Source organism: Roseicella sp. DB1501 (assembly GCF_013112485.1).
Taxonomy (GTDB): Bacteria; Pseudomonadota; Alphaproteobacteria; order Acetobacterales; family Acetobacteraceae; genus Paracraurococcus.
Map to the genome: position 1 here is coordinate 91,015 of NZ_JABFHG010000013.1, position 25,012 is coordinate 116,026.

23 protein-coding genes are annotated in these 25,012 nt (G+C 72.2%); 15 read left to right on the top strand and 8 right to left on the bottom strand.

Annotated elements, in window-relative coordinates; all coding sequences use genetic code 11:
- Positions 1–66: 66 nt before the first annotated feature.
- Entirely contained in the window at positions 67–1,866 is a 1,800-nt protein-coding gene (locus tag HJG45_RS22345; protein ID WP_171615228.1) for a methanol/ethanol family PQQ-dependent dehydrogenase, read from the bottom strand.
- A gap of 351 nt (positions 1,867–2,217) precedes the next feature.
- On the opposite strand from HJG45_RS22345, the gene HJG45_RS22350 reads away from it, so the two are divergent.
- The 5 genes from HJG45_RS22350 (at position 2,218) to HJG45_RS22370 (ending at position 5,415) form a co-directional block, all read left to right on the top strand.
- The gene (locus tag HJG45_RS22350; RefSeq protein ID WP_171615229.1) at positions 2,218–2,889 is read left to right on the top strand and encodes a hypothetical protein; all 672 of its coding nucleotides are present in this window, start codon (positions 2,218–2,220) and stop codon (positions 2,887–2,889) included.
- Positions 2,886–3,230: a hypothetical protein gene (locus HJG45_RS22355; protein ID WP_171615231.1), complete on the top strand. Its 345-nt coding sequence runs from the start codon at positions 2,886–2,888 to the stop codon at positions 3,228–3,230. The genes HJG45_RS22350 and HJG45_RS22355 overlap by 4 nt, the downstream gene beginning before the upstream one ends.
- Before the next feature lie 52 nt (positions 3,231–3,282).
- Positions 3,283–4,218, top strand: coding sequence for a quinoprotein relay system zinc metallohydrolase 2 (locus tag HJG45_RS22360; protein ID WP_171615233.1), 936 nt, complete (start codon positions 3,283–3,285; stop codon positions 4,216–4,218).
- Between the two features lie 5 nt (positions 4,219–4,223).
- Positions 4,224–5,069: a quinoprotein dehydrogenase-associated SoxYZ-like carrier gene (locus tag HJG45_RS22365; RefSeq protein WP_171615235.1), complete on the top strand. Its 846-nt coding sequence runs from the start codon at positions 4,224–4,226 to the stop codon at positions 5,067–5,069.
- 142 nt (positions 5,070–5,211) lie between these two features.
- A complete protein-coding gene (locus tag HJG45_RS22370; RefSeq protein ID WP_171615237.1) occupies positions 5,212–5,415 on the top strand; it encodes a hypothetical protein in 204 nt (67 codons plus the stop codon).
- A gap of 24 nt (positions 5,416–5,439) precedes the next feature.
- Here the strand turns inward: HJG45_RS22370 and HJG45_RS22375 are convergent, their stop codons facing one another.
- Positions 5,440–6,285, bottom strand: coding sequence for a class I SAM-dependent methyltransferase (locus HJG45_RS22375; protein WP_171615239.1), 846 nt, complete (start codon positions 6,283–6,285; stop codon positions 5,440–5,442).
- 244 nt (positions 6,286–6,529) lie between these two features.
- Positions 6,530–8,302: a long-chain fatty acid--CoA ligase gene (locus tag HJG45_RS22380; RefSeq protein ID WP_254452713.1), complete on the bottom strand. Its 1,773-nt coding sequence runs from the start codon at positions 8,300–8,302 to the stop codon at positions 6,530–6,532.
- A gap of 231 nt (positions 8,303–8,533) precedes the next feature.
- Between HJG45_RS22380 and HJG45_RS22385 the strand changes: the two genes are divergently transcribed.
- The 5 genes from HJG45_RS22385 (at position 8,534) to HJG45_RS22405 (ending at position 14,977) form a co-directional block, all read left to right on the top strand.
- The gene (locus HJG45_RS22385; RefSeq protein WP_254452723.1) at positions 8,534–10,330 is read left to right on the top strand and encodes a M3 family oligoendopeptidase; all 1,797 of its coding nucleotides are present in this window, start codon (positions 8,534–8,536) and stop codon (positions 10,328–10,330) included.
- Positions 10,327–11,688, top strand: a complete 1,362-nt coding sequence (locus HJG45_RS22390) for an AarF/ABC1/UbiB kinase family protein (protein WP_171615241.1) — start codon at positions 10,327–10,329, stop codon at positions 11,686–11,688. Before HJG45_RS22385 ends, HJG45_RS22390 begins: the two co-directional genes overlap by 4 nt.
- 189 nt (positions 11,689–11,877) lie before the next feature.
- Complete coding sequence (locus HJG45_RS22395) at positions 11,878–13,035, top strand: NAD(P) transhydrogenase subunit alpha (RefSeq protein WP_171615243.1); 1,158 nt, start codon at positions 11,878–11,880, stop codon at positions 13,033–13,035.
- A gap of 120 nt (positions 13,036–13,155) precedes the next feature.
- A complete protein-coding gene (locus tag HJG45_RS22400) occupies positions 13,156–13,566 on the top strand; it encodes an NAD(P) transhydrogenase subunit alpha (protein ID WP_171615245.1) in 411 nt (136 codons plus the stop codon).
- A 4-nt stretch (positions 13,567–13,570) separates the two neighbouring features.
- Positions 13,571–14,977: an NAD(P)(+) transhydrogenase (Re/Si-specific) subunit beta gene (locus HJG45_RS22405; RefSeq protein ID WP_171615247.1), complete on the top strand. Its 1,407-nt coding sequence runs from the start codon at positions 13,571–13,573 to the stop codon at positions 14,975–14,977.
- Between the two features lie 52 nt (positions 14,978–15,029).
- Here the strand turns inward: HJG45_RS22405 and HJG45_RS22410 are convergent, their stop codons facing one another.
- Positions 15,030–15,716 (bottom strand): isochorismatase family protein, encoded by a 687-nt coding sequence (locus tag HJG45_RS22410; RefSeq protein WP_171615249.1) that lies wholly within the window; start codon positions 15,714–15,716, stop codon positions 15,030–15,032.
- A gap of 158 nt (positions 15,717–15,874) precedes the next feature.
- Here HJG45_RS22410 and HJG45_RS22415 point away from each other — a divergent pair, with 158 nt between their 5' ends.
- A complete protein-coding gene (locus HJG45_RS22415) occupies positions 15,875–16,966 on the top strand; it encodes a 5-methyltetrahydropteroyltriglutamate--homocysteine S-methyltransferase (protein WP_171615251.1) in 1,092 nt (363 codons plus the stop codon).
- A 31-nt stretch (positions 16,967–16,997) separates the two neighbouring features.
- On the opposite strand, the gene HJG45_RS22420 is transcribed toward HJG45_RS22415, so the two are convergent.
- Positions 16,998–17,222 (bottom strand): hypothetical protein, encoded by a 225-nt coding sequence (locus HJG45_RS22420; protein WP_171615253.1) that lies wholly within the window; start codon positions 17,220–17,222, stop codon positions 16,998–17,000.
- Between the two features lie 311 nt (positions 17,223–17,533).
- Between HJG45_RS22420 and HJG45_RS22425 the strand changes: the two genes are divergently transcribed.
- Positions 17,534–19,480, top strand: coding sequence for an elongation factor G (locus HJG45_RS22425; protein ID WP_171615255.1), 1,947 nt, complete (start codon positions 17,534–17,536; stop codon positions 19,478–19,480).
- A gap of 136 nt (positions 19,481–19,616) precedes the next feature.
- A complete protein-coding gene (locus HJG45_RS22430) occupies positions 19,617–20,783 on the top strand; it encodes a glycosyltransferase family 2 protein (RefSeq protein ID WP_171615257.1) in 1,167 nt (388 codons plus the stop codon).
- Here HJG45_RS22430 and HJG45_RS28980 read toward each other — a convergent pair.
- The 3 genes from HJG45_RS28980 to HJG45_RS22445 are packed head-to-tail and all read right to left on the bottom strand — an operon-like array spanning position 20,713 to position 23,230.
- Positions 20,713–21,309: an SAM-dependent methyltransferase gene (locus HJG45_RS28980; RefSeq protein WP_171615259.1), complete on the bottom strand. Its 597-nt coding sequence runs from the start codon at positions 21,307–21,309 to the stop codon at positions 20,713–20,715. The genes HJG45_RS22430 and HJG45_RS28980 overlap by 71 nt on opposite strands.
- Positions 21,306–22,058: a PIG-L deacetylase family protein gene (locus HJG45_RS28985; protein WP_171615261.1), complete on the bottom strand. Its 753-nt coding sequence runs from the start codon at positions 22,056–22,058 to the stop codon at positions 21,306–21,308. Before HJG45_RS28985 ends, HJG45_RS28980 begins: the two co-directional genes overlap by 4 nt.
- Positions 22,059–22,075: 17 nt before the next feature.
- Positions 22,076–23,230, bottom strand: coding sequence for an acyl-CoA dehydrogenase family protein (locus HJG45_RS22445; protein ID WP_171615263.1), 1,155 nt, complete (start codon positions 23,228–23,230; stop codon positions 22,076–22,078).
- 200 nt (positions 23,231–23,430) lie between these two features.
- Between HJG45_RS22445 and HJG45_RS22450 the strand changes: the two genes are divergently transcribed.
- On the top strand, positions 23,431–24,633 hold the full coding sequence (locus HJG45_RS22450; protein ID WP_171615265.1) for a CaiB/BaiF CoA-transferase family protein: 1,203 nt from the start codon (positions 23,431–23,433) through the stop codon (positions 24,631–24,633).
- A 69-nt stretch (positions 24,634–24,702) separates the two neighbouring features.
- Positions 24,703–24,975 carry a hypothetical protein gene (locus tag HJG45_RS22455; protein ID WP_217363006.1) on the top strand — a complete coding sequence of 91 codons (273 nt, stop codon included), beginning with the start codon at positions 24,703–24,705 and terminating at the stop codon, positions 24,973–24,975.
- The last annotated feature ends 37 nt before the right edge of the window (positions 24,976–25,012 follow it).

The following is a 25,012-nucleotide window of genomic DNA, read 5'->3' on the forward strand; positions in this document are numbered from 1 at the left end:
CAGGACGCTCCTGGGAGGCCGGCCCCCGGAGGGACCGGCCTCGGGTATCATGGCAGCCGGTCCGGCTCAGTTCGGCAAGGCGAAGACGGTCAGCACGCCGCCGAGCTGGGTGTAGTCGGACAGCGCCTTGTAGGCGCCGACCGCGCCGAGCCCCTCATTGTCGCCGCCGAGACCGGCCGCCATGCCGATGCCGGCCCAGCCGCCGACGCCGGACAACACCCCGATATATTGCTTGCCCTTGTGGGTGAAGGTGTTGACGTTGCCGATGATGCCGGACGGCGTGCGGTAGCTGAACAGCTCCTTGCCGTCCTTCACGTCAACGGCCTTCAGATAGCCTTCGAGCGTGCCGTAGAAGACGATGTCACCGGCCGTCGCCAGCGCGCCGGACCAGACCGAGAAGCGCTCGGGCTTCGACCAGACGATCTTCCCCTTGCCGGCATCCCAGGCGATGAAGTTGCCCATATGGTCCTCGCCCTTCGGCGGGTACATGGACAGCGTCGCGCCGACATAAGGCTGGCCCGCAGTGTAGGAGACGCGGAACGGCTCGTAGTCCATGCAGACATGGTTGGTCGGCACGTAGAACATGCCGGTCTTCGGCGAGTAGGAGGCCGGCTGCTGGTCCTTGCTGCCGAGCGCCGCCGGGCAGATGTTCTGGGTGTTGTTGTCCTCGCCGCCGCTGCCGGTGGAGAACTCCCGCACCACCTGCGGCCGCCCGGTCTTCATGTCGACATGGGACGCCCAATTGACGACGGGATCGTATTTCTGCGCGACCAGCAGCTCGCCGTTCTCGCGGTTCAGCGTATAGCCGAAGCCGTTGCGGTCGAGATGGACCAGGGTCTTGGCGACGCGCTGACCGCCGACCTCGACATTGTCGGCGAGGATCATCTCGTTGACGCCGTCGTAGTCCCACTCGTCATGCGGCGTCATCTGGTACACCCAGCGCGCCACGCCGGTGTTGGCGTCGCGGGCGAAGATCGTCATCGACCACTTGTTGTCGCCCGGCCGCTGCGACGGGTTCCAGGTGCCGGGATTGCCGGAGCCGTAGTAGATGAGGTTCAGCTCCGGGTCATAGCTGATCCAGCCCCAGGTGCCGCCGCCGCCGATCTTCCACTCGTCGCCCTCCCAGGTCTTGAGCGAGCTGTTGGCGCCGACCGGCTTGCCCATCTCGGTGGTCTTCTGCGGGTCGAAGAGGATGTCGCTGTCCGGCCCCACCGAATAGGCGCGCCAGACCAGCTTGCCGTCCTTCAGGTTGTAGGCCGTGACATGCGCGCGCACGCCGAACTCGCCGCCCGAGATGCCGACCATCACCTTGTCGCCGACGACCAGCGGCGACATGGTCGAGGTCTCGCCCTTCGCCGGATCGCCGTTCTTGACCTTCCAGACCTCCTTGCCGGTCTTGGCGTCGAGGGCCACCAGGGTGGTGTCGGCCTGGCTGAGGATGATCTTGCCGTCGGCATAGGCCGGGCCGCGATTGACCGTGTCGCAGCACATCACGCCGATGACGCTCGGATCCTGCGTCGGCTCGTAGCGCCAGATCACCCGACCGGGATTGTTGAGATCGAGGGCGAAGACCCGGTTGGGGAAGGGCGTGTGGATGTACATCACGTCGCCGATCACCAGCGGGCCACCCTCATGGCCGCGCAGCACCCCGGTGGAGAACTGCCAGGCGGGCCGCAGCTGGCCGACATTCTCGCGGGTGATCTGGTTCAACGGGCTGTAGCGCCACGACGCGTAGTTGCCGTTGGCCATGACCCACTGGTTGGGGTCCTTCTGCAGCTTCAGCAACTCATCATTGGCCGAGGCCACCGTGGACCCGGCGGTGGCCGAGAAAGCCAGCGCGATCGCAAGGGCTGTGCGTCGCAACATCTTGTCGTTCCTCCATCAACCGGCGACCCGCAGGGCACGGCCGCACAATTGTTCCACCCTCCGGCAGCCCCCGCTGCCGGGCGAAGGGCGGGCTTCGCCTCCCGCTTGGGTGCTAATTGTGCTGCCTCGACATCCGACAAGCGTCCAGCAGCACCGGTTCCGCGCACGACTTCGACAACTCGCGGGAAACACCACCGCGGAATTCGGGAGGACTCCTCCCATGGTCCGGGATGTTCGACCGCCTATAATGGGACAACATGGCGCGGCTTCCGGGATTGCTGCTGTGCACAATGATCTGCGCGGGCCGCTGCGAAGCCGTGGCCAGGGCATCGCGGGACCGAGGAGGACCGGATGATCGGACGTCGCCGGCTGGCGGCCCTTGCAGCGACGGCGCCGCTGCTCACCGCGGCGGACGAGCCGCCGCCACCCCTCTCGCCGGCCCAGCGCCTGCTGTTCGAGACACCGCATCTCGCCGGCCTTCACGCGCCGCTCCGGCTCGACTACGATTTCCTGCGCGAGGAGGCGGGAAGGGCGCCGGTGCGCGACACGATCCGGCTGGCCGTGCGGGCGAGCCAGGATGCGGGACGCTTCGACGTCGAGCCGGAATTCCTCACCGGCCCGCGCGTCATGCACTATCCGGTGGCGCGGGGATTCCGCGGCAACCCGCTGCTGCTCTTCACCCTCGATCGCGATGCGCGCGAGTTGAGCGCCGCGACTGGCGGCTCGACAGTGTGGTTCCGCACCCGCATCCGGCAGGCTTTCGTCGATGCCGCGACGGTGCAGCGCATCACGCTGCCCTTCGAGGGAGGCGAAGTGCCGGCGACCGAGGTGTTGCTGCAGCCCTTCGGCGGCGAGCCGCGCGCCCGGCGCTACCAGGCGATGCGCCTCCGCTTCGTGCTCGCCGAGGCGGTCCCCGGCTGGCTCCGGTCGATCGGCAGCGAGGTCCCGGCCGGCGACGACCATCCCGCCTTCCGCGAGGAGATCGTCTTCGCCCATGCGGAACCAATGGAGGCAACGCCATGAAGGCGCCGCTGCTCCTCGTCCTACTACTGCCTGCCATACCCGCAGCCATGCCCGCCCTGGCCTATGACTACCCGACCGTGGCCCGGGCGGATTACGTGCTCGGCTGCATGGCCGCGAACGGCAATACAAGGCTGGCGCTGGAGCGCTGCGCCTGCAGCATCGACGCCATCGCTGCGAAGCTGCCCTACGATAGCTACGAGGCCGCCGACACCGCGCTGCGCATGCAGGCCGGCAATCTCGGCGAGCGGGGCGCCGAGTTCCGCGACGTCCCACAGGTCCGGGCCACCATCGAGGCCTTGCGGCGGGCCCAGGCCGAGGCGACGCTGCAATGCTTTCCATGAGCGCGCGCCTGGGGAACGGACGCATGGGAAGCGCGCGCATGGAACGGGCCGGATGGCGGCGCGGCGTCCGGCGAGGCTGACGCGGCGGCAGGGCCTGCGGCTCGGCCTCGCTTTGCCGCTCGTCGCCGCCCGGCCCGCCGCGCCGGTCGTCGAGGTGGCGGACGGCGTCTTCGTCCTGCCCGGTGTCGACGAGGAGGCCTCGGCCGAGAATCTCGACGCCATCGCCAATACCGGCTTCATCCTCGGCGCCGAGGCGGTCGCGGTGGTGGATCCCGGCGGCAGCCTCGCGCATGGCCAGCGGCTGCGCGCGGCGGTGGCGGCCGTGACGCGCCGGCCGATCCGCCACCTGATCCTCACCCATGCGCATCCCGACCATGTCATGGGCGCCGCCGCCTTCGCCGAGTGCGGGGCAGAGGTGATCGGCCATGCCAGGCTTCCCCTCGCCCTGGCGCAGCGCGGCCCCTACGATCTCCGCATGCTCGAGCGCGCCATGGGCGCGGCAGCGGTCGGCAGCGGCGCGCTGGCACCGACGCGGCTGGTGCAGGACCGGCTGTCGCTCGATCTCGGCGGCCGGGAAGTGCTGCTGCAGGCGCATCCGCCGGCGCATACCGACCAGGACCTCACCGTGCTCGACGCCGCGACGCGCAGCCTCTGGACCGGCGACCTGCTCTTCATCGACCGCATCCCGGCGCTGGAGGGCAGCCTGCTCGGCTGGCTCGCGGTGCTGGAGCGGCTGCGCGCGATGCCGGCGGCGCGCGCGGTGCCGGGCCATGGCCCGCCCGCCGCCGTCTGGCTGGAGGCGGCCGAGGCGCTGACCCGCTACCTCGTCGCGCTGCGTGACGGCACCCGCGCCGCCCTCCGGGCCGGCATCGGCATCGCTGAGGCGCCGGGCCGGGTCGCTGTGGCGGAATCCCGGGCCTGGCGCCTCGCCGAGGCCTATCATGGCCGCAACGTCACCGCGGCCTATCGCGAACTGGAATGGGAGTAGCCGCCATGCCTCTCGCCCTTCGCCGCCGATCCGCCCTCCTGATCGCGCCCCTCCTGGCCACGCCCCTCCTGGCCCCACCCGGCCTGGCGCGGGCGCAGGGGATCGAGCCGGCGGAGGCGCCCCGCCGGGCCGAGCGCTGGCGCGACCTGAAGCAGGCGATCCTCGGCAACCGGCCCACCCTGCCGGCCGGCGCGGCGCTGGAGCTCACGGCGCCGGCGCGGGCGCAGGATGCGGCGCTGGTGCCGATCGCCATCGCCCTCTCGGCGGAGGCGGCCCCGGCGGTGCGCGCGATCTACCTCACCGTGGACGAGAACCCGCTGCCGCTCGCCGCCGTCTTCCGGGCCGGCCGGCCGGGGGCGCTGCGGGCCCTGACCGCGCGCATCCGCGTCGATGCTTATACGAACCTGCACGCGGTCGCCGAGACGTCGGATGGGCGGCTGCTGGAGACGACGCGCTTCGTGAAGGCGGCCGGCGGCTGCTCGGCCCCGATCGCCGGCGATCTCGAGGCGGCGCGGCAGCGCATGGGGCGGATGCGCATGACCCTGCCGGAGGGCCCGCCGGCGCCGGGCCGCGCGGTGCCGGTGCAGGTGGCGGTCAGCCATCCCAACACCTCGGGCCTGCAGATCGACCAGCTCACCCGGCTCTCGATCCCGGCCGAATACGTGCGGGCGTTGCGCATCACCTATGCCGGCGCCGAGCTGCTGCGAATCGAGTCCGAGATTTCCATTGCCGAGAACCCGACCTTCGGCTTCACCCTGGATGGCGAGCCAGGCGGCGAGTTGCGCGTTGTCGCCCTCGACAACCGCGACCGGCGGTTCGAGGGCCATTGGACCCTCGGCGCCGCCGGCTGAGCGACGGCCGCCGCCTCCCCGACGCCAGCCGCGTGCCTTGCTGCATGGAGGGTCCGCCCGCGAGTCTCGGCCGGGATGGGAAGGAGCCCTCCGCAACCGATGCCGCCCGCCGGGGCCGCATCCCGGAAAGGGATCCAAGGCGATGATCGAGCTCGTGATGGTCGTCTGCCTCACCGCCGTGCCGGCGCAATGCCACGAGGAACGGCCGATGCTCGCGGTCCAGTCCGTGGTGGCCTGCGCCACCCAGGGGCAGATCCTGGCGGCGCGATGGATCTCGGAGCATCCGGCCTTCACCCTCAGCCGCTGGCGCTGCGAGGTGAACCGGCCGCGCGAGGAGCGGATCTGAGCCGGTACTGCCAGGCCCGCCGGGTCAGGCTTGGGCCGTGACGATCCAGATCGCCGCCGGCATCACCACCCCATCCGGGCCCTGATGCCCGGCGAAGAAGGTCTCGAGCGCCATCTGCGCCGTGGCGCGGGTGGCGGCATCGGCCTCGAACAGCGCCCGGGCGACCGCGCCGAAGGTCATGGCGGTGCGGGCCGCGGTCGCCGCGTCCGGGCCGAGCCGGAAGCCCAGTTCCTGCGGCGTGACCCGCACCTCGCGGAAGCCGGCACCCTCCAGGATCTCGGCCGGGCGCCCGGCGCGGGCCCAGCCGAACTGGCCGGGCGCGTCCGATTGCGCCGGCGGCTGGGGCGGGAGGAGAGGGCGGAGGGCGGCGGCCGGGGCGCTGGTCCAGGGATTCGCCGTCGGCGCCTGGAAGGCGGTGGCGCAGAGCCGCCCGCCGGGCCGCAGGGCGGCATGCAGATGCCGGAAGGCGGCGACCGGGTCGGGGAAGAACATCACGCCGAAGCGGGAGAAGAGCAGGTCGAAGCCGCCGGCCGGCAGCGGGTAGCTTGCGGCATCGCCGACCTCCGCCCTGGCCTGGCGATGGCCCGCAGCCGTAAGGCGGCGCTGCGCCACGGCAATCGACTCCCGCGCCAGGTCGAGGCCGAGGACCTGCCCCTCGGCCCCCACCCGCTCGGCGAGCGCCAGGACGGACGTGCCGCTGCCGCAGCCGATGTCGATGACGCGCTCGCCCAGCCGCGGCGCCGCGGCCTCGAGGGCGCGCTCCAGCACCCCGGCGAAGAGCGCGTCGACGCGGGCATGCTCGGTCGCCCAAGCCCGGGTCATCGGACTGTTCCAGAAGCAGGCGGCATCCGCGTCGGGATTGGTCGTCATGGCGCCTCCTCGGCCGGGCAGCGGGCAGGCCGCCTTGAAGCAGATCCCGTTCGAATGGCACCACTCGAACGGATGAAGATGCTCCGAAAACAATAGGCTAGTGGCCATTATGGCGAAGTCTGCAGGACCTCGAGATCAGGACACTAGACCATGGTCCGTTCACTCTGGTTCAAGGACCATGGTCTGGAGCATTGTTTGATCGCCTGATTCACGCCGTCGGTGAGTCCACCTCAGGCATCACGCTCTAGCGGTACAGCGCCTCCAGCGCCCCGGCATAACGCTCGAGCACGGCGCGGCGGCGCACCTTCATCGTCGGGGTGAGCAACCCGTTCTCCACCGAGAAGGCGACCGGCGCCGGCATCCAGCGGCGGATGCGCTCGATGGTCGAGAGCCGGCCGTTCACCCGGCTCACCGCGGCGGCGACCCGATCCGCCATGCCCTCGGCGGGGACGAGCAGGGCGACGATGCCGGGCTTGCCCTCGCCGGCCACCACGGCCTGGGCGATCTCGGGCTCGGCCATCAGCAGCCCTTCGAGCTTCGCCGGGCTCACCATGTCGCCGCCGAGCGTCTTGATGAAGTCGCGCTTGCGGTCGGTGATGATGATCCGCCCCGCCTCGATCCGGCCGACATCGCCGGTATGCAGCCAGGTCGCGCCCTCCGGGCCGGACCGCAGCGCCTCGGCAGTCGCCGCCGGGTTGTTCCAGTAGCCGTCCATCACCAGGTCGCCGCGGATCAGCAGCTCGCCATCCGGCGCGATCCGGGCCGAGACGCCGGCCAGCGGTGGGCCAACCGTGTGGCGGTGGTTGTCCCAGGGCAGGTTCACGCTGATCACCGGACCCGCCTCGCTCTGGCCATACCCCTGGATCAGCGGCAGGCCGAGGGCGATGAAGAAGCCGGAGAGGTCCGGATCGAGCCGGGCGCCGCCCGAGACCAGCGCCTTCAGCCGGCCGCCGAAGCGGCTGCGGACCTTCTCGCGCACCAGCCGGTCGAGCGGGGGGTCGAGCAGCCGCGCCATCGGGCCGAGCGGCGGCCCGTCCAGCCGCCGCAGCCCCTGCGCCAGCGCCCGCTCGAAGAGCTGTCGCCTGAGGCCGCCCTGCTTCTCGATCTGCGCCAGCATCTTCGCCCGCAGCACCTCGAAGAGCCGAGGCACGGCGGTGACGACGGCCGGGCGGATCTCCTCGAACTCTGCCGCCAGCCGGTCGGCGCCACGGGAATAGACCACCTCCATGCCCATTGAGGGCAGCAGGTAGCAGCCGACCGTATGCTCGTAGCTATGCGAGAGCGGAAGGAAGGAGAGGTAGGGAAGCCCGTCCACCCCGAGCCGCTCCAGCAGGCCGCTTACCCCGGCGCGGTTCGCCAGCATGGCGCGGTGCGGCAGCATCACGCCGCGCGGCGCGCCGCCGGTGCCGGAGGTGTAGATGAGGCAGGCGAGCCGGCCGGCCGGGATCTGCTCCACCTCGGCCATCAGCATGGCGGCGTCGGCCGGATGCGCCACCGCCTCGGCCCAGGAGCGGGCCCGGACGCCCTCGGCCGCCTCCATGCAGAGCAGCAGGTCGAGCCCGCCGGTCTGCGCGGCCGCCTCCGTCACCCGCGCCGCCAGGGCCGGCGTCGAGGTGATCGCGGCGCGCGCCCCGGAATCGCGCAGGACATGGGCGTGGTCGGCGATGGTGTTGGTGGTGTAGGTCGGCACGGTCACGGCGCCGATCGCCATGATGGCGGCATCGGCGACGTTCCATTCCGGCCTGTTCTCGCTGACCAGCAGCACCCGGTCGCCGGGCGCGATGCCCTGCTGCCGCAGCCAGGCGGCGACATGCGCCACCTGCAGGACGAAGTCGCCCCAGCGCAGGCGTTGCCAGGCGCCGTCGCGCCAGTAGCGCAGCATCGGCCGGTCGGGATGCCGCCGCGCCAGGGCGAAGAGCATGCCCGGCAGGCTGGTCCAGTCCTCGCCCGCCTGGCGGGCCGGCCGCCGCGGCGGATCCGCCATGCGCGACCTGGTGAGCGCCTCGGTTTCCGGCATGTCCCCCTCGTCCCTTCCCCGCGGCTCCGTAGGGCCGCCACCCACTGGCCGCTTGGCCGCGACCTCGGCGGCCTTATATGGGGAGTTGTGACCCGATCCGAGCCCATTCCGACCCTGACCCGTGCCGCGGGCGATGCCGCCGCAGGCACGGCCTTCTCCCCGGCCGACCCGGCCTTCTCGCCCCAGGTCCGGGCGCCGCTCGATGCCGGCGGCCCGCCGGGGCGCGCGCCGCTGCCCGTCTGGGACCTCTCCGACCTCTATGCCTCGCCCGAGGATCCGCGGCTCGGCCTGGATCTCGACCAGGCGGAGGCCCAGGGCAAGGCCTTCGCCGCCCGCCATGCCGGCCGCCTCGCCGCGATGTCGGGGGAGGCGCTCGCCGCGGCCATCGCCGAATACGAGCGGATCGAGGAGGTGCTCGGCCGGGCCATGAGCTACGGCCAGCTCGTCTTCGCCGGCGACGCGCAGGACCCGGCGAATGGCCGCTTCTACCAGACCTTGCAGGAGCGCGTGACCGCGATCTCCTCGCACCTGTTGTTCTTCACGCTGGAGCTCAACCGCCTCGGCGATGCCGAGCTGGAGCAGAAGATCGCCTCCAGCCCGGCCTTGCTGCGCTGGCGTCCCTGGCTGCGCGACCTGCGCGTCTTCCGCCCGCACCAGCTCTCCGACGAGCTGGAGAAGCTGCTGCACGAGAAGGAGGTGACCGGGCGCAGCGCCTGGAACCGCCTGTTCGACGAGACCATCGCCGGCATGACCGTGAAGGTGGGGGAGGAGGAGCAGACCGTCTCGGCGGCGCTGAACAAGCTCTCCGACCGCGACCGTGCAGTGCGGGCGGCGGCGGCGCGCGGCGTCTCCGAGGCCTTCGGCAGCCGCATCCGCCTTTTCTCCCTCATCACCAACACCCTGGCGAAGGACAAGGAGATCATCGATAGCTGGCGCCGCTACCCGCGGCCCGGCAGCGCGCGCAACCGCGCCAACATGGTCGAGGATGAGGTGGTGGACGCGCTGGTCACCGCCGTGCGCGCCAGCTATCCGCGGCTCTCGCACCGCTATTACGCGATGAAGGCGAAGTGGCTCGGCCTGCCGAAGCTGCAGCACTGGGACCGCAACGCGCCGCTGCCCGAGGAGCAGGACCGCAGCATCGCCTGGCCGGAAGCGGTGCGGACGGTGCTCGACAGCTACCGCGCCTTCAGCCCGGAGCTGGCGAAGATCGGCGGCCACTTCTTCGAGAAGCCGTGGATCGACGCGGCGCTGCGGCCGGGCAAGGCCTCGGGCGCTTTCGCCCATCCCACCGTGCCGAGCGCGCATCCCTATCTGCTGCTCAACTACCACGGCAAGACGCGGGACGTGATGACGCTCGCGCATGAACTCGGCCATGGCGTGCACCAGGTGCTGGCGGGCGAGCAGGGCTACCTGCTCTCCGGCACGCCGCTGACCCTGGCCGAGACCGCCTCGGTCTTCGGCGAGATGCTGACCTTCCGCGGCCTGCTCGATGCCGAGCGCGATCCGGGCCGCCGCCGCCTGATGCTGGCCGGCAAGGTGGAGGACATGCTGAACACGGTGGTGCGGCAGATCGCCTTCTACCGGTTTGAGACGCTGCTGCATGACGAGCGCCGCAAGGGTGAGCTCTCGGCCGAGCAGATCGCCGCCATCTGGATGCAGGTGCAGACCGAGAGCCTGGGCCCGGCCTTCGACTTCAGCGAGGACTACGGCGTCTATTGGGCCTATATCCCGCACTTCATCCACAGTCCCTTCTATGTCTATGCCTATGCCTTCGGGGACTGCCTGGTGAACGCGCTCTACGGCGTCTACCGCGAGGGAGGGGTGCCGGATTTCGAGCGGAAATACATCGATCTGCTGAAGGCCGGCGGCACGCTGCGGCACAAGGAGCTGCTCGCGCCCTTCGGCCTCGATGCCTCCGATCCCGCCTTCTGGCAGCGCGGCCTCGACGTCATCGCCGGCTTCATCGACGAGCTCGCCGAGGAGGGGCCAGGGGCAGGATCGGGAGCAGGGCCGGGTGCCGCGGCATGAGCGACCGTAACCGCGACAGCACCCTTTTCGGGGAGATGCGGCGGATGGTGCGGACCTCCGGCGCGGTCGGCGGCATCGCCGTCCGCGTCGCGGGGCAGCGCTTCCTCGGCCTCAAGACCGACAAGAACGCGCATGCCGAGGATCTGCGCCAGATCCTGGGCGGGCTGAAGGGCCCGCTGATGAAGGTGGCGCAGTTCCTCTCGACCGTGCCCGACGCCCTGCCGGAGGAATATGCCGAGCAGCTGGCCACGCTGCAGTCCAACGCCCCGCCCATGGGCTGGCCCTTCGTGCGCCGCCGCATGCAGGGCGAGCTCGGCCCCGGCTGGGAATCGAAGTTCCGCAGCTTCGGCCGGGAGGCGGCCGCCGCCGCCTCGCTCGGCCAGGTGCATCGGGCCGAGCTGCCGGATGGCCGCCTCGTCGCCTGCAAGCTGCAATATCCGGACATGCCGAGCGTGGTGGAGGCCGATCTCCGCCAGCTCCGCATCGCCATGCAGCTCTACCAGCGCATGGACAGCGCGCTCGACAATGGCGAGGTGTACCAGGAGCTGCGCGACCGGCTCCGCGAGGAGCTGGACTACCTGCGTGAGGCGGCGCATCAGCGGCTCTACGGCCTGATGCTCGCCGACCAGCCGCATGTCGCGGTGCCGCAGCCGATCGAGGGCTATTGCACGACGCGGCTGCTGACCATGACCTGGCTCGAGGGCCGGCCGCTGGTGAAGCGGCTGGAGGAGGACCCGCCGCAGGAGGAGCGGCAGGCCTATGCCGAAGGGCTGTTCCGCGCCTGGTACCGGCCCTTCTACCGTTACGGCGTCATCCATGGCGACCCGCATCTCGGCAATTACCAGGTGCGGCCGGACCGGCAGGGCATCAACCTGTTCGACTTCGGCACCATCCGCGTCTTCCCCCCGAGCTTCGTCGGCGGCGTCATCCTGCTGTTCGAAGCAGTGCGGGACCATGACGACGAGAAGGCGGCCGAGGCCTATCGTGTCTGGGGCTTCCGCAACCTCTCGAAGGAGACGATGGAAGTCCTCAACCTGTGGGCGTCCTTCCTCTACGAACCGCTGGTGCAGGACCGGGTCCGCCCGATCCAGGAGGTCGAGGACATGTCCTATGGCCGCAAGATCGCGGCCAAGGTGCATGAGGGGCTGAAGCGGACCGGCGGCGTGCGCATCCCGCGCGAATTCCCGCTCATGGACCGCGCCGCGGTCGGCCTCGGCAGCGTCTTCCTGCGGCTGCGCGCCGAGATGAACTGGCACCGGCTCTTCATGGAGATGATCGAGGACCTCTCCGAGCAGGCGGTGGCCGAGCGCCAGGCCAAGGCGCTGACCGAGGCGAGGGTGCCGCCGCCCGCCGCCTGAGGCCGGTTTCGTTGCGCCGGCGCGGCCAGTGGGGCTGCGCGGCGCCGCCTTCGGCGTCCCGTCCCCGGCGCGCCCCATGGTCAATCCCCGACCCGCACTGTATCAGGCCCGGGCTGCCGGCCGCCCGTTCAGGCTTGTCGGCTTTCGCGCGCCGCCGCATCTATTCTGCGAAAGAGGGGGAGGACCCGCATGCGACTGGCTGTCCTGAAGGAGCGTCGGCCGGCCGAGACCCGCGTCGCGGCCACGCCGGAGACCGTCAAGAAATTCATCGGCCTCGGCCGCAGCGTCGCGGTGGAAACTGGGGCCGGGCTCGCTTCCGGCATCCCGGATGCGGAGTATGCCGCGGCCGGCGCCGAGATCGCTCCGGATGCGGCGGCGGCGCTGAACGGCGCCGGCATCGTGCTGAAGATCCGCGCCCCGCTCGGCGCCGGCGAGGGCGCGGTGGACGAGCTCTCCCTGATCCCGCGCGGCGCCCTGCTGCTCGGGCAGCTCGGCGCCGATGCCAAGACGGCCGGCATCTATGCCCAACTCGGGATCGAGGCCGGCGCCATGGAGCTGCTGCCGCGCATCACGCGCGCGCAGAGCATGGACATTCTCTCCTCCCAGGCGAATCTGGCTGGCTACCGCGCGGTGGTCGAGGCGGCGGGCGCCTTCGACCGCGGCTTCCCCATGCTGATGACCGCGGCCGGCACCATCCCGGCGGCCAATGTCTTCATCATGGGCGCCGGCGTCGCCGGGCTGCAGGCCATCGCCACCGCCCGCCGCCTCGGCGGCCGGGTCTCGGCGACCGATGTGCGGCCGGCGGCGAAGGAGGAGATCAGGTCCCTCGGCGCCAGCTTCGTCGGCTATGAGAGCGAGGAGAGCAAGCAGGCCCAGACCGCCGGCGGCTATGCCAAGCAGCTCTCGGCCGAGTTCTATGCCGAGCAGGCAAAGGTCGTCGCGGCGCATATCGCCAAGCAGGACATCGTCGTCACCACCGCGCTGGTGCAGGGGCGGCAGGCGCCGCAGCTCGTCTCGGCCGAGATGGTGCGCTCGATGCGGCCCGGCTCGATCATCGTCGACATCGCCGCCGATGCCGGCGGCAACGTGGCGCTGACCAAGCCCGGCGAGCTGGTGACCACCGAGAACGGGGTGAAGATCCTCGGCTATCACAACTGGCCGGGCCGGATCGCCGGCGCCTCCTCGGCGCTCTTCGCGCGCAACCTACTGACCTTCCTGACCACCTTCTGGGACAAGGAGGCGAAGGCGCCGAAGCTGCCCGCCGAGGACGAGATCGTGAAGGGCGTGCTGCTCACCCGCGGCGGCGCCGTCGTGCATCCGAGCTTCGCCGCCGCCAAGGCCGCCTGAGGACCGCAACCCGATGCCGTCCGGGGCGCCGCGCGCCACCCTGCCCCGCGGAGCGACGCTCCGCGGGGCAGGGCGGGACCGAGGCCCGCATCGGCCGGCGTCTCCGAAGGAGACACCAGAATGAATCCCACCGACCTGGCCAACCAGGCCACGGCGCAGGCGCAGAACGCGCTGCGCCTCGCCGAGCAGGCGCGGCAGCTCGCAGCCACCGCCGGCGCGCATGTCGAGCCCATCATGGCCGCGGCCGACCCCTTCCTCTTCCTGCTGACGATCTTCCTGCTGGCCTGCTTCGTCGGCTACTACGTGGTCTGGAACGTCACCCCGGCGCTGCACAGCCCGCTGATGGGCGTGACCAACGCCATCTCCTCGGTGATCGTCGTCGGCGCCATCCTCGCCACCGGGCTCGGCGAGAGCACCGCCGCCAAGGTCTTCGGCTTCCTCGCCGCGATGCTGGCCGCGGTGAACATCTTCGGCGGCTTCATCGTCACGCGCCGGATGCTGGCCATGTTCCAGCCGAAGAAGAAGGGCTGAGGCCGTGAGCGCGACCTTCTCGACCCTCGCCTATCTCGTCGCCGCCGTCCTCTTCATCCTGGCGCTGCGCGGCCTGTCGCATCCCGAGACCTCGCGGCAGGGTAATCTCTACGGCATGGTCGGCATGGCGATCGCCATCCTCGCCACGCTGCTGCGGCCGGGCATGTCCTTCGGCGGCGTCGGGCTGATCGTCGTGGCGCTGGCCATCGGCGGCGGCATCGGCGGCTACATCGCCACCCGCATCCAGATGACGGCGCTGCCGCAGCTCGTCGCCGCCTTCCACTCGCTGGTCGGCATGGCGGCGGTGCTGGTGGCCGCGGCCGCCTTCTACAATCCGGAGAGCTTCGGCATCGGCCATGCCGGCGCCATCCATGGCGGCTCGCTGGTGGAGATGTCGCTCGGCCTCGCCATCGGCGCCATCACCTTCTCCGGCTCGGTCATCGCCTTCGCCAAGCTGCAGGCGCTGATGTCGGGGGCGCCGATCACCTTCAAGGGGCAGCACTGGCTCAATCTCGGCCTCGGCCTCCTGCTGCTGATCCTCATCATCGCCTTCGTCTCCTCCGGCAGCGCCACGCTCTTCTGGGCGATCGCGCTGCTCGCCTTCGCGCTCGGCTTCCTGCTCATCATCCCGATCGGCGGCGCCGACATGCCGGTCGTCGTGTCGATGCTGAACAGCTATTCCGGCTGGGCGGCGGCGGGCATCGGCTTCACGCTGCAGAACCTGCTGCTGATCATCACCGGCGCGCTGGTCGGCGCCTCGGGCGCGATCCTGTCCTACATCATGTGCAAGGGCATGAACCGCAGCATCATCAACGTGCTGCTCGGCGGCTTCGGCACCGACAGCAGCGCGGCCGGCGCCGCGGCGGGCGGCGGCGACCGCGGCCCGGTCAAGGCCGGCAGCCCGGAGGATGCCGCCTTCATCATGAAGAATGCGAGCAAGATCATCGTGGTCCCGGGCTACGGCATGGCGGTCGCCCAGGCGCAGCAGGTGCTGCGGGAGATGGGCGATCTGCTGAAGAAGGAGGGGGCGCAGGTGGAATACGCCATCCACCCCGTCGCCGGCCGCATGCCAGGGCACATGAACGTCCTGCTCGCCGAGGCGAACGTGCCCTATGACGACGTGAAGGAGCTCGAGGAAATCAACCCCGAATTCGCCGAGGCCGATGTCGCCTATGTCATCGGCGCCAACGACGTCACCAACCCGGCGGCCAAGACCGACAAGTCGAGCCCGATCTACGGCATGCCGATCCTCGACGTGGAGAAGGCCAAGACCGTCTTCTTCGTCAAGCGCGGCATGTCCTCGGGCTATGCCGGCGTCGACAACGAGCTGTTCTTCCGCCCCAACACCATGATGCTGTTCGGCGACGCGAAGAAGGTGACGCAGGAGATCGTCCAGGCGCTGCAGAAATAAGCCTGGCATCCGGACGGGAAGGGGGCGCTGCCGCGGGGCAGCGCCCCTTTTTTCATGCCGGCGCGTTGCCGCCGAGCGCCGCCCGCAACTCGGCCCCCGTGGTCAGCCAGCCGAAGAAATGCTCGACATTGAACTCGGTCGCCGCCTGGGCGCCGGGGCCGGCGGCCATGGTCGCGTCCGTCACCATGACGGGGAAGAACTCCCGATGATAGGCGTCCCGGATGGTGCTCTCGACGCAGACATTGGTGGCGACGCCGATGACGAGCAGGATCCGCACCCGCCGCGCCTGCAGGATCTGCTCCAGCCCTGTCCCGGCGAAGCCGCTGTAGCGCGTCTTCGGCACCAGGATGTCGCCCGGCTGCGGCGTCAGCGCCGGCACGATCTCATGGTCCCATGTGCCATGGGTGATGAGCTTCCCGGCATAGGCCTCGTTCTCGCGCATGAACCTCAGCGCATTGGACTTGTGCCAGACCGGCGCCGTCGGCGGCGCCTCGCGCTGGTCGGGCGAGAAGCCGTTCTGCAGGTAGATCACCGGGATGCCGGCGGCGCGGCAGGCGGCGGCGATATTGGCGCATTCCTCGATCACCGGCGGCGCGCCGGAGACGTCGAAGCCGCACAGGTCGATATAGCCGCCCCTGGAACAATAGGCGTTCTGCATGTCGACGACGATCAACGCCGTCTCCTCGGACCGGAGGGCGATCGGCGCCGGGCGGGCGGCGAGCGGGATGGTGCGGGGCATGGCGGGCTCCTCGGCGTGCCGGGTTCGTACCGGGCCACGGCCAAGCATCACGCATGCCAGCCGCGCGTTGTGCCGGTGGTGGCCGAGGGCCTGCCCAGCCGGCATCATGCCGCCGCGCCGGACCCCCGGGCCACGCCCACCGCTTCCGGAGAGACGCCATGCCGAACGGCAAGCCCCCCTTCCGTGCCGACCATGTCGGCAGCCTGCTGCGGCCGGTGCCGCTGCGCGAGGCCCGCGCCGCCCAGGCGCCCGACCTGCGGGCGATCGAGGATCGCTGCATCGCCGAGGCCATCGCCGCGCAGCGGGCGGTCGGGCTGCGCTCGGTGACCGATGGCGAGTACCGCCGCGCCTTCTGGCATTTCGACTTCCTCGCCCGGCTCGGCGGCGTCGCGCTGTACGAGGCCGATCAGGGCATCCAGTTCAAGGGCGGCCAGACCAAGGCCTATGGGCTGAAGGTGACCGGCCCGATCCGTTATCAGGGGCATCCCTTCGTCGAGGATTTCCGCTTCCTCGCGGCGCAGGCCGGCGAGGCGGTGGCGAAGCAAACCATCCCCTCGCCCTCGGTGCTGCATTTCCGCGGCGGGCGGCGCGCCATCGACACCCATGCCTATCCCGCGATGGACGGCTTCTTCGCCGATCTCGGCGCCGCCTACAACGCCGCGATGCGGGACTTCGCCGGCGCCGGCTGCCGCTACCTGCAGCTCGACGAGACCAACATCGCCTATCTCTGCGATCCGGAGCAGCTCGCCCAGCTCCGCAACCGCGGCGAGCGGGTGGAAGGGCTGCTCGAGACCTATGCCGGGATGATCAACGCCGCCCTCGCCGGCCGGCCGGCCGACATGGTGGTCTCCATGCATCTCTGCCGCGGCAATTTCCGCTCCATGCACATCGCGGCCGGCGGCTACGATCCGGTGGCGGAGGTGCTGTTCAACAGCATCGATGTCGATGCCTACTTCATGGAATACGACGACGAGCGCTCCGGCAGCTTCGCGCCGCTGCGCTTCCTGCCGAAGGGCAAGACGGTGGTGCTCGGCCTCATCACCTCGAAGACCGGCGCGCTGGAGGGCAAGGACATGCTGAAGCGCCGCATCGAGGAGGCGGCGCGGCATGCGCCGCTCGACCAGCTCGCCATCAGCCCGCAATGCGGCTTCGCCTCGACCGAGGAGGGCAACCTGCTCACGGTCGAGGAGCAATGGGCGAAGCTCCGCCTCTGCGTCGAGGTGGCGGAGGAGGTCTGGGGCGGGCTCTGATCCCCTCCGCGAAGCGGTTTTGCGGCGAGGTTCAGTGTTCCGGGCGCAGCGGCAGGCGCGGCAGGCCGGAGCCGCCATGCCGGCGGAGTTCCGCGAGGTTCAGCCCGAGCGCGGTGGTGGCCGCGACGATGCCGAGGAACACGACCTGCCCCGGCAGCAGCGCCAGCCCGAGAAGGAGCGTGACGGCGGCGGAGAGGGTCAGAACGGTCAGCGAGCCGTCGGCCTGGCCGCCGGGACGCTGCGGGCGGATCGTCATGGGGTCACCCTGTCGCTGCGATGCAATAGGCCGTCGATCCCAATGCGATAGGCGGGATGGCGGCAGCGCAGGATGAACCGAAGGTGGTTGCTGAACGGTGCATGACCCCGGCGCATCGGGATACCGTCGCGATGGCGGGCTGGCGTGCCCCGGCGGCATCTGGTTAGGCTCGTCCCACGCGTGGCGCCCGGGTCCGTCCCGGCGGCGCCAGGACGCCCGCGGCAACCAAGGGTCCAGGGAGACCCGGGCTGGCCGGCGGCATCCGGTCCAGGCGCCGCGACGGCCCGCCCCGAACGGGAGGGCGAAGCACGATGCCAGATGCCAGCGGCAGATCACTCGGCGGGGCGGGGCCCCGATCCGTCGCCTTCATCGGCCCGCAGGGCAGCGGCAAGTCGACGCTGTTCGACGCCCTGCTGAGCGCCGCCGGCGCCCCGGCGCGGCGCGGCGGCGCGCGCGGCATGGGCACCGAGCTGCGGCTCGGCCATGTCGACCATATGGAGGATTCCTGGGCGCTGCTCGATTGCCCCGGCTCGGTCGAATTCGCGCATGACGCCGCGGCGGCCCTCGCCGTCGCCGACCTCGCCGTGGTGGTGACCGAGGCCGCGCCGGGCCGCGCCGCGGTGCTCGGCCCGGTCTTCCGCATGCTGGACGAGCAGGGCATCCCGGCCATCGTCTTCGTCAACAAGATCGACCAGCTCGACGGCCGGGTGCGCGACACCCTCGCCGCCCTGCAGGCGCAGACGCCGCGCAAGCTGGTGCTGCGGCAGGTGCCGATCCGCGAAGGCGAGGCGGTCACCGGCTATGTCGACCTGGTCTCCGAACGGGCCTATCGCTACCGCCGCGGCGCCGCCTCCGAGCGGATCGAGCTGCCCGCCATGATGCGGGCGCGGGAGAGCGAGGCGCGGGCCGAGTTGCTGGAAGCGCTGGCCGATCACGACGACGCCCTGCTCGAGAAGGTGCTCGAGGATCTGACGCCGGCGCCGGAGGAGATCTACCGGCCATTGCACAGCGGCGAGCGCAGCGGCGCCGTCGTCTCCGTCCTGCTCGGCGCGGCGGAGCATAACAACGGCATCCATCGCCTTTGGAAGGCGCTCCGCCACGACGTGCCCGAGCCGGAGGAAACGGCCGCCCGGCGCGGCGTCGAGACCAAGGGGCCGCCGCTCGCCCAGGTCTTCCGCACCCTGCATGCCGGCCATGCCGGCCGCCTCTCCTGGGCGCGGATCTGGCGCGGCGCGGTGCGGGACGGCATGCAGCTCGACGGCCACCGCATCGGCGGCATCCACCGCTTCCCGAATGGCGAGGCGCAGAAGGTGCCCGAGGCCGCGGCCGGCGAGATCGTGGCACTCGGCCGGCTGGAGGGCGTGACGACCGGCGCGACCCTCGGGGCCGGTGCGCCGCTCGCCTTCCCGGCGCCGGCCGCGCCGGTGCATGCGCTGGCCGTGGTGCTCGAGGACCGCAAGGACGAGGTGCGCCTCTCCGGCGCCCTGCAACGCTTGGCCGAGGAGGACCCCGCCCTCACCGTGATCCTCGACCCCGAGAGCGGCCAGACCGTCCTGCAGGGACAGGGCGAGCTGCATCTGCGGGCGGCGCTGGACCGCTTGGCCGGCAGCTCCGGGGTCAGGTTGCGCACGGTGCGGCCGCAGATCCCCTATCGCGAGACCATCCGCCAGGCCGTTACCCAGCATGCGCGGCTGAAGCGGCAGACCGGCGGCCACGGCCAGTTCGCCGATGTGAAGCTGCGCATCGAGCCGCGCGAGCGCGGCGCCGGCTTCAGCTTCGCCGAGGAGGTGGTCGGCGGCGCCGTGCCGAAGCGCTTCATCCCGGCGGTCGGGGAGGCGGCGGAGGAGGCGACGCGCAAGGGGCCGCTCGGCCACCAAGTGGTCGATGTCGCGGTGACGCTGCTCGATGGCAGCTTCCACTCCGTCGATAGCAGCGACATGGCCTTCGCCACCGCCACGCGCATGGCGATGCAGGAGGGGCTCGCCAAGGGCGAGCCGGTGCTGCTCGAGCCGATCCATGCCGTGACCGTGCAGGTACCGGCCGAGTACACGCCGAACGCCCAGCGCCTGCTGACCGGGCGGCGCGGCCAGATCCTCGGCTATGCCGCGCGCGAGGGTTGGGAGGGCTGGGACACGGTGGAGGCGCTGGTGCCGGCGGCCGAGCTGCAGGAGATGATCATCGAACTGCGCAGCCAGACCCAGGGCCTCGGCACCTACACGCATCGCTTCGACCATCTGGCGGAGGCGCGGCACCGCTGACGCCCGAGCCCGGCACCCCGCGCGGGGTGCCGGGTGCGGCAGGGCTGTCGTACGCCTGACACTGTGATGCCCGCGCGCCGCCCCGCGCGCGGGCGTGCGGGAACGCCGCTGCGCGGCGCTCCGTTCTGCCGGGACGATGAACTTCCCGCCCGCGGCCCTGGCCGCCCTCTCGGCCGTGCCCGGCCCTGCCTTGCGCAGCGTGCTCTCCATCCCCGCGCGCGACGAGACCTCGCGCCTGCCGGACTGCCTCAACGCGCTGGCGGCGCAGCAAGGCGGCGTCCTGGCCGGCACCGCCGTGCTGCTGCTGGCGAACAACTGCCGAGACGACACGGCCGGGCTCGCGCGCCGCCTGGCGCCTGGCCTGCCATTCCCCCTGCTGGTGGTCGAGGCAGTGCTTCCGCCGGACCGGGCGCATGCCGGCGGCGCCCGCGCCGCGGCCATGGATGCGGCGGCGGCGCTGCTCGGCGAGGCGCCCGAGGGCGTGCTGCTCAGCACCGATGCGGATGCGCGGCCGGAGCCGGGCTGGCTCGCCGCCAACCTCGCCGAGCTCGCCGCCGGGGCCGATGCGGTGGCCGGCGCCGTGCTGCCCGACCCGCTCGAGGTCGCCTCGCTGCCGCCGGCGCTGCGCCGGCGCGAGGCGGCGGAGGCGTGCTACGCCGCGCTGCTGGATGCGCTGGCTGCACGGCTCGATCCCATCGCGCATGATCCGGCGCCGGCCCATGGCACGCATTCCGGCGCCTCGATCGCGCTGCGGCTGCCCGCCTACCGGGCGGTCGGCGGCGTGCCGCTCGTGCCGCGGGGCGAGGACCGCGCCCTGTTCCGGGCGCTCGACCGCATCGATGCCCGCATCCGGCACAGCGGCGCGGCGCGGGTGCTGGTTTCCTGCCGGCTCGATGGCCGAGCGGGCGGCGGCATGGCGGAGACGCTGCGGCACCGCCTCGCCGATCCCGAAGCACCGGTCGATGACCGGCTGGAGCCGGCCCGGGATGCTTGGCGGCGCTTCCGCGTCCGGCGGGCACTGCGGCGTTTGCGCGCCGGCTTGGAGGAGGCAGGGCGGTTGCAGGCCGCGCTCGGCCTTGCGCCGGCGATGATGGACCAGGTCTTGGCGGCGCCGAGCTTCGGCCTGGCCTGGGAGGCGTTGCAGGCGGCGGCGCCGAGCCTGCGGCGCCGGCTGCTGCTGCCATCGGCGCTGCCGTGGGAGACGGTCCAGGCGCGCCGGATGCTCGCGGCGCTCAGCCGGGCGGAGCGGGAGGGCGGCGCAGCAGATCCAGCCGATAGGCCTCTGCCCGTTGCTGCCGAATGACCGGCAGCCCGGCCGCGGCGATGAAGCCCTCCGCCGCGGCATCGCCCGAGAGCGGGTAGTCCGTCTCGCCGGTCCAGTGCACCAGCAGCGCCTCGCCGCCGGGATGCAGCGCGCCGGCGACGCGGGAAGCGAGCCGTGCGAGATCGGCGGCGTCGAGGTAGTAGACCACCTCGGAGAGCAGGATCAGGTCGAAGCCGCCCTCCGGCCAGTCGCCAGGCACCGCCATGCGCCGGAAGGTCACCTGCGGCACATCGGCGCAGCGCGCCCGCGCGGCGGCGAGCGGCGCCTCGGCCAGGTCCACCGCCAGCAAGGCATCGCAGCGCAGGGCGAGCTGCGCCGTCAGCACGCCGATGGAGCAGCCGATCTCGAAGGCGCGGGCGTAATGCGGGCGCGGCAGGGCGGCGAGCGTCGCAGCGTATTTCGCCCGTTCGTAGTCGCTGCTGGCGAAGCGCCAGGGGTCGGCATCGGCGGCGTAGATCGCATCGAAATAGGCGACGTCGAGGCTCTGCCCGGGGCGCTGCGTCACGGCATTTCCTCCAGCAGCAGCTCGACGTCGCGCAGCGCCAGGGCGATCGCCTCGGGCGGTAGCTGGAAGGCGTCGGCATCGCCCATCCGATCGCTGTGCTGCGAGACATGCGCCGCGATGGCGCGGCGCTTCGCCTCGAGGACGCGGGCGATGCCGAAGCGCCGACCGCGCGGCAAGCCCGGCAGGATCGGCGGCGGGGGCAGCGGGAAGCCGGCGATCGGATGCGCGAAGGCCCAGCCCCAGACCGGATAGGCGAGCAGCCGCACGCCCGGCAGGCGGCGCACCACCGCTTCGGTGATGGCGAAGCTCGCCGCATGGTCGCAATGCGGGTCGTGCCGCCAGGTGCAGAGCACCGCATCCGGTGCCGGCCGCGCGAGGTCGAGGATCGCCTCCACCGCCGCGGCGAAGCCAGGCCCGGCGGCGGGCACGTCCCGGTCCGGCAGGCGCAGGAAATGCACCGCCTCGGGCGGCAGGCCGAGCGCCGCCGTGGCGGCGAGCGTCTCCCGCTCACGCACCGCCCGGATCCGCTCCGGCGGCAGGCCAGGATGCGAACCGGTGCCGTCGCTCACCACCACCACCCGCACCGGCAGGCCGGCAGCGGTGGCGGCGGCGATCAGCCCGCCGCAGCCTATCGATTCGTCGTCCGGATGCGGCGCCAGCACCAGCGCCCCGGCCGGGCCGAGCAGGGCGCGGGGGTCCTGCTCCAGCGGCAGCGCCTCGGCCGCGCGCAGGAAGGCGGCGGCGTCCATGCCAACGGGATCCATGCTCAGTCCCAGAGATCGCCGGGCTCGGCCGCGGCGGCGAGCACATGCGCGGCGGCGTGGCCAAGGGCGCGGTCCGGCCCCGGCTGGCGCAGATAGGTCGAGAGGTCGCGGGCGATCCGCTCGGCATCCTGTGGCCGCAGGAAGGCCTGCAGCCCGATGGCGCGCTCGGTCAGCGCCAGCGCCTCCATCGCCGCACGCTCGACCGCGGTGCGGGCAAGGCCGGTGAAGGCGATGGCCGCCTCCCCGGCATCACCGGCCTCGGCGCGCGGTGCCGCCGCCTCGACCCAGAGCCGCGCCGTCTCGGCCAGCATCGCCACCTCGCCGAGCCGTGCCGCCTGGATCGCGTCGCCGCCGCGGCCGAGCCGCAGCAGATGCGCCCGCAGCGCCGCCAGCAGCGCCTCGATCCCGCCGGCTTGCACGGCGGCGAAGCGCCAGGCACCGGCGGCGAAGTCGGGCTGCGATTCATAGGCGCCGGGCGGGCCGATCAGCGCCGCGGCGGGCAGCTCCATGCCGGTGACGTCGATGGCGCCGCTCGCCGAGGCGCGCATTCCCTGCGCGGTCCAGCCGGAAAGGTCGGCGCGCTCGCCGGGGGCGAGCGGCAGCAGCACCAGCCGCGTCGGCTCGCCCGGCGCCGCGATGCCGGTGACCAGCGCCCGCTCGACGCTGCCGGCGCCGGAGCAGAGGATCTTGCGGCCGGTGAGGCGGATGCGCTCGCCCTCCCGCGCGATGCCGAGCGGCGGCTCGCCGGGCGCGCCGGTGTTCCACACCGCGAAGAGCCGCCCGGCCCGTGCATCGCGCGCCGCCGCCGCCCGCTGCGCCGCATCGCCATGCGCCATGATCAAACGGAGCGCATTGACATGCCCCTCCCAGAGCCGGCCGAGGGGCAGGCTGGCGCGGCCGATCAGGCGCAGCGCGGTGCAGAGCGCGGCGGCGCCGGCCGGCGTGGTGCCGAGGCCCTGGCCGCCGAACTCCGGCGGCAGGGGCGCGGCGAGGAAGCCCGCCTCGCGCAGCGCCGCCACATCCTCGGCCGGGAAGGCGCCATCGGCGTCGCGCGCCGGGGCGCGGGCGGCGATGCCGGGCAGGGCGCGGCGCAGGCCGGCGAGCAGGGCAGGGAGGTCGGCCGGCGGCAGCGGCGGCGTGGGCTGGATCAGGGACATGCGCGGCCGCAACGGCCGGCGCTGCGCGCGGTTGCGGGGCCGGCGGGGCGCCGGCCCGCCGCCCGCGGCATGGTGACCGGAACGCCCGCGGGTTGACCCGTCCGGGCCGCCCGCGCAGCTTCGCCGGCGGGACGAGGGAGGTTCTGGATGCCAGGGGTTCGCTGCAAGACGCCATGCCGGCCGGGGATCGGGGGCTGACCATGGGAGCCGGACCGCTGGCGGGCATTCGTGTCCTCGACCTGACCACGGTGCTGGTCGGGCCCTATTGCACCCAGCTCCTCGCCGAGATGGGCGCCGAGGTGACCAAGGTGGAGGCGCCGGAGGGCGATGTGGTGCGCCTCATCGGCCCCGGCCGCAGCCCCGGCATGGGCTGCATGTTCATCACCATCAACCGCGGCAAGCGCAGCATCGCCCTCGACTTGAAGCGGCTGGAGGCGCGGGCGGCGCTGCTGCGGCTGGCGCGGCAGGCGGATGTGCTGGTGACCAATATCCGCCCGGCCGCCATGGCGCGGCTCGGCCTCGACTACCCGGCGCTGCGCGAGGCCAATCCGCGCCTCGTCTATGCCAGCGTCCTCGGCTACGGCCAGAACGGGCCCTATGCGCCGCGCCCGGCCTATGACGACCTGATGCAGGGCGCGGCGCTGATCGCCGGGCTGAACGCCCAGGTGAATGGCGGCGAGCCGCGCTACGTGCCGCTCGCCATGGCGGACCGCATCACCGGGTTGATGGCGGCGAGCGCGGTGAACGCGGCGCTGGTGCACCAGCTGCGCACGGGCGAGGGGCAGCTCGTCGAGGTGCCGATGTTCGAGACCATGCTGACCTTCGTGCTCGGCGACCATCTCGGCGGCCGCGTCTTCGACCCACCGCTCGATGGCGGCGGCTACGGGCGACTGCTCTCGCCCGATCGCCGCCCCTACCGGACCAAGGACGGCTTCGTCTGCACCATGATCTACAACGACCGGCAGTGGCGCGCCTTCTGCGCCGCCGTCGGCTGGCCGGACCTGGTCTCGACCGATCCGCGCTTCGCCAGCCATGCCACGCGCACCCGGCATATCGACGCGGTGCTGGCCATGCTGGCCGAGGAGTTCCGCAAGCGCAGCAGCGCCGAATGGCTGGCGCTGCTCGAGGCGGCGGACCTGCCGGTGACGCCGGTGCATACGCTCGAGAGCATCTTCGAGGACCCGCATCTGCAGGCGACCGGCTTCTTCGAGGCCGAGGAGCACCCAACCGAGGGGCGGGTGACCCGCATGGCCATCCCCGTCACCTTCTCCGCCACCCCGACCGGCCCGCGCGCGCCATCGCCGCGGCTCGGCGCCGATGGCGCGGCGATCCTCGCCGAGGCCGGCTTCACCGAGGCCGAGATCGCGGGCCTCGCCGAGAGCGGCGCGCTGCGCATGGGCTGAACCGGCCGGCGCGGCGAACCCCGCCCCGCAGCCGGCGTTGGCGGCCCGTTCGGAACATGGAGGGGAGGCATGCGGCGATACGGCATCGGCCTGGCGGCGCTGATCCTGTCGGGCGGCTGCGCCCTGGCACAAACGGAACGGCCCGCTCGGCCGGCGCAGCCCATGCCGCCGCCGCGCAGCGACACCGCGCCGCCGGCCGCGCCGCCCGGCGGCGTGATCCAGCCGCCGGCACGGGTCGATCCTGGCATCCAGGCTCCGGCGCCGGTGCCGGATCCGCGCACCACGCCGGTCATCCCGCCGCCCGGCACCTCCGGCGGCGACCGCAAGGTGGAGCCGCGCTGAGGCCGGGCCCATGGGCGCGGCGCCCCGTTTGACAGCC

What these genes read in the sequence shown, in the direction of transcription:
- HJG45_RS22390 (WP_171615241.1), top strand. Translation starts at nt 10,327, where the DNA reads ATGAGCGACCGTAACCGCGACAGCACCCTTTTCGGGGAGATGCGGCGG.
- HJG45_RS22355 (WP_171615231.1), top strand. Translation starts at nt 2,886, where the DNA reads ATGAAGGCGCCGCTGCTCCTCGTCCTACTACTGCCTGCCATACCCGCA.
- HJG45_RS22395 (WP_171615243.1), top strand. Translation starts at nt 11,878, where the DNA reads ATGCGACTGGCTGTCCTGAAGGAGCGTCGGCCGGCCGAGACCCGCGTC.
- HJG45_RS22400 (WP_171615245.1), top strand. Translation starts at nt 13,156, where the DNA reads ATGAATCCCACCGACCTGGCCAACCAGGCCACGGCGCAGGCGCAGAAC.
- HJG45_RS22425 (WP_171615255.1), top strand. Translation starts at nt 17,534, where the DNA reads ATGCCAGATGCCAGCGGCAGATCACTCGGCGGGGCGGGGCCCCGATCC.
- HJG45_RS22415 (WP_171615251.1), top strand. Translation starts at nt 15,875, where the DNA reads ATGCCGAACGGCAAGCCCCCCTTCCGTGCCGACCATGTCGGCAGCCTG.
- HJG45_RS22455 (WP_217363006.1), top strand. Translation starts at nt 24,703, where the DNA reads ATGCGGCGATACGGCATCGGCCTGGCGGCGCTGATCCTGTCGGGCGGC.
- HJG45_RS22445 (WP_171615263.1), bottom strand. Translation starts at nt 23,230, where the DNA reads ATGTCCCTGATCCAGCCCACGCCGCCGCTGCCGCCGGCCGACCTCCCT.
- HJG45_RS22370 (WP_171615237.1), top strand. Translation starts at nt 5,212, where the DNA reads ATGATCGAGCTCGTGATGGTCGTCTGCCTCACCGCCGTGCCGGCGCAA.
- HJG45_RS22380 (WP_254452713.1), bottom strand. Translation starts at nt 8,302, where the DNA reads ATGCCGGAAACCGAGGCGCTCACCAGGTCGCGCATGGCGGATCCGCCG.
- HJG45_RS22410 (WP_171615249.1), bottom strand. Translation starts at nt 15,716, where the DNA reads ATGCCCCGCACCATCCCGCTCGCCGCCCGCCCGGCGCCGATCGCCCTC.
- HJG45_RS22350 (WP_171615229.1), top strand. Translation starts at nt 2,218, where the DNA reads ATGATCGGACGTCGCCGGCTGGCGGCCCTTGCAGCGACGGCGCCGCTG.
- HJG45_RS22450 (WP_171615265.1), top strand. Translation starts at nt 23,431, where the DNA reads ATGGGAGCCGGACCGCTGGCGGGCATTCGTGTCCTCGACCTGACCACG.
- HJG45_RS22420 (WP_171615253.1), bottom strand. Translation starts at nt 17,222, where the DNA reads ATGACGATCCGCCCGCAGCGTCCCGGCGGCCAGGCCGACGGCTCGCTG.
- HJG45_RS22430 (WP_171615257.1), top strand. Translation starts at nt 19,617, where the DNA reads ATGAACTTCCCGCCCGCGGCCCTGGCCGCCCTCTCGGCCGTGCCCGGC.
- HJG45_RS22345 (WP_171615228.1), bottom strand. Translation starts at nt 1,866, where the DNA reads ATGTTGCGACGCACAGCCCTTGCGATCGCGCTGGCTTTCTCGGCCACC.
- HJG45_RS22375 (WP_171615239.1), bottom strand. Translation starts at nt 6,285, where the DNA reads ATGACGACCAATCCCGACGCGGATGCCGCCTGCTTCTGGAACAGTCCG.
- HJG45_RS22360 (WP_171615233.1), top strand. Translation starts at nt 3,283, where the DNA reads ATGGCGGCGCGGCGTCCGGCGAGGCTGACGCGGCGGCAGGGCCTGCGG.
- HJG45_RS22365 (WP_171615235.1), top strand. Translation starts at nt 4,224, where the DNA reads ATGCCTCTCGCCCTTCGCCGCCGATCCGCCCTCCTGATCGCGCCCCTC.
- HJG45_RS28985 (WP_171615261.1), bottom strand. Translation starts at nt 22,058, where the DNA reads ATGGACGCCGCCGCCTTCCTGCGCGCGGCCGAGGCGCTGCCGCTGGAG.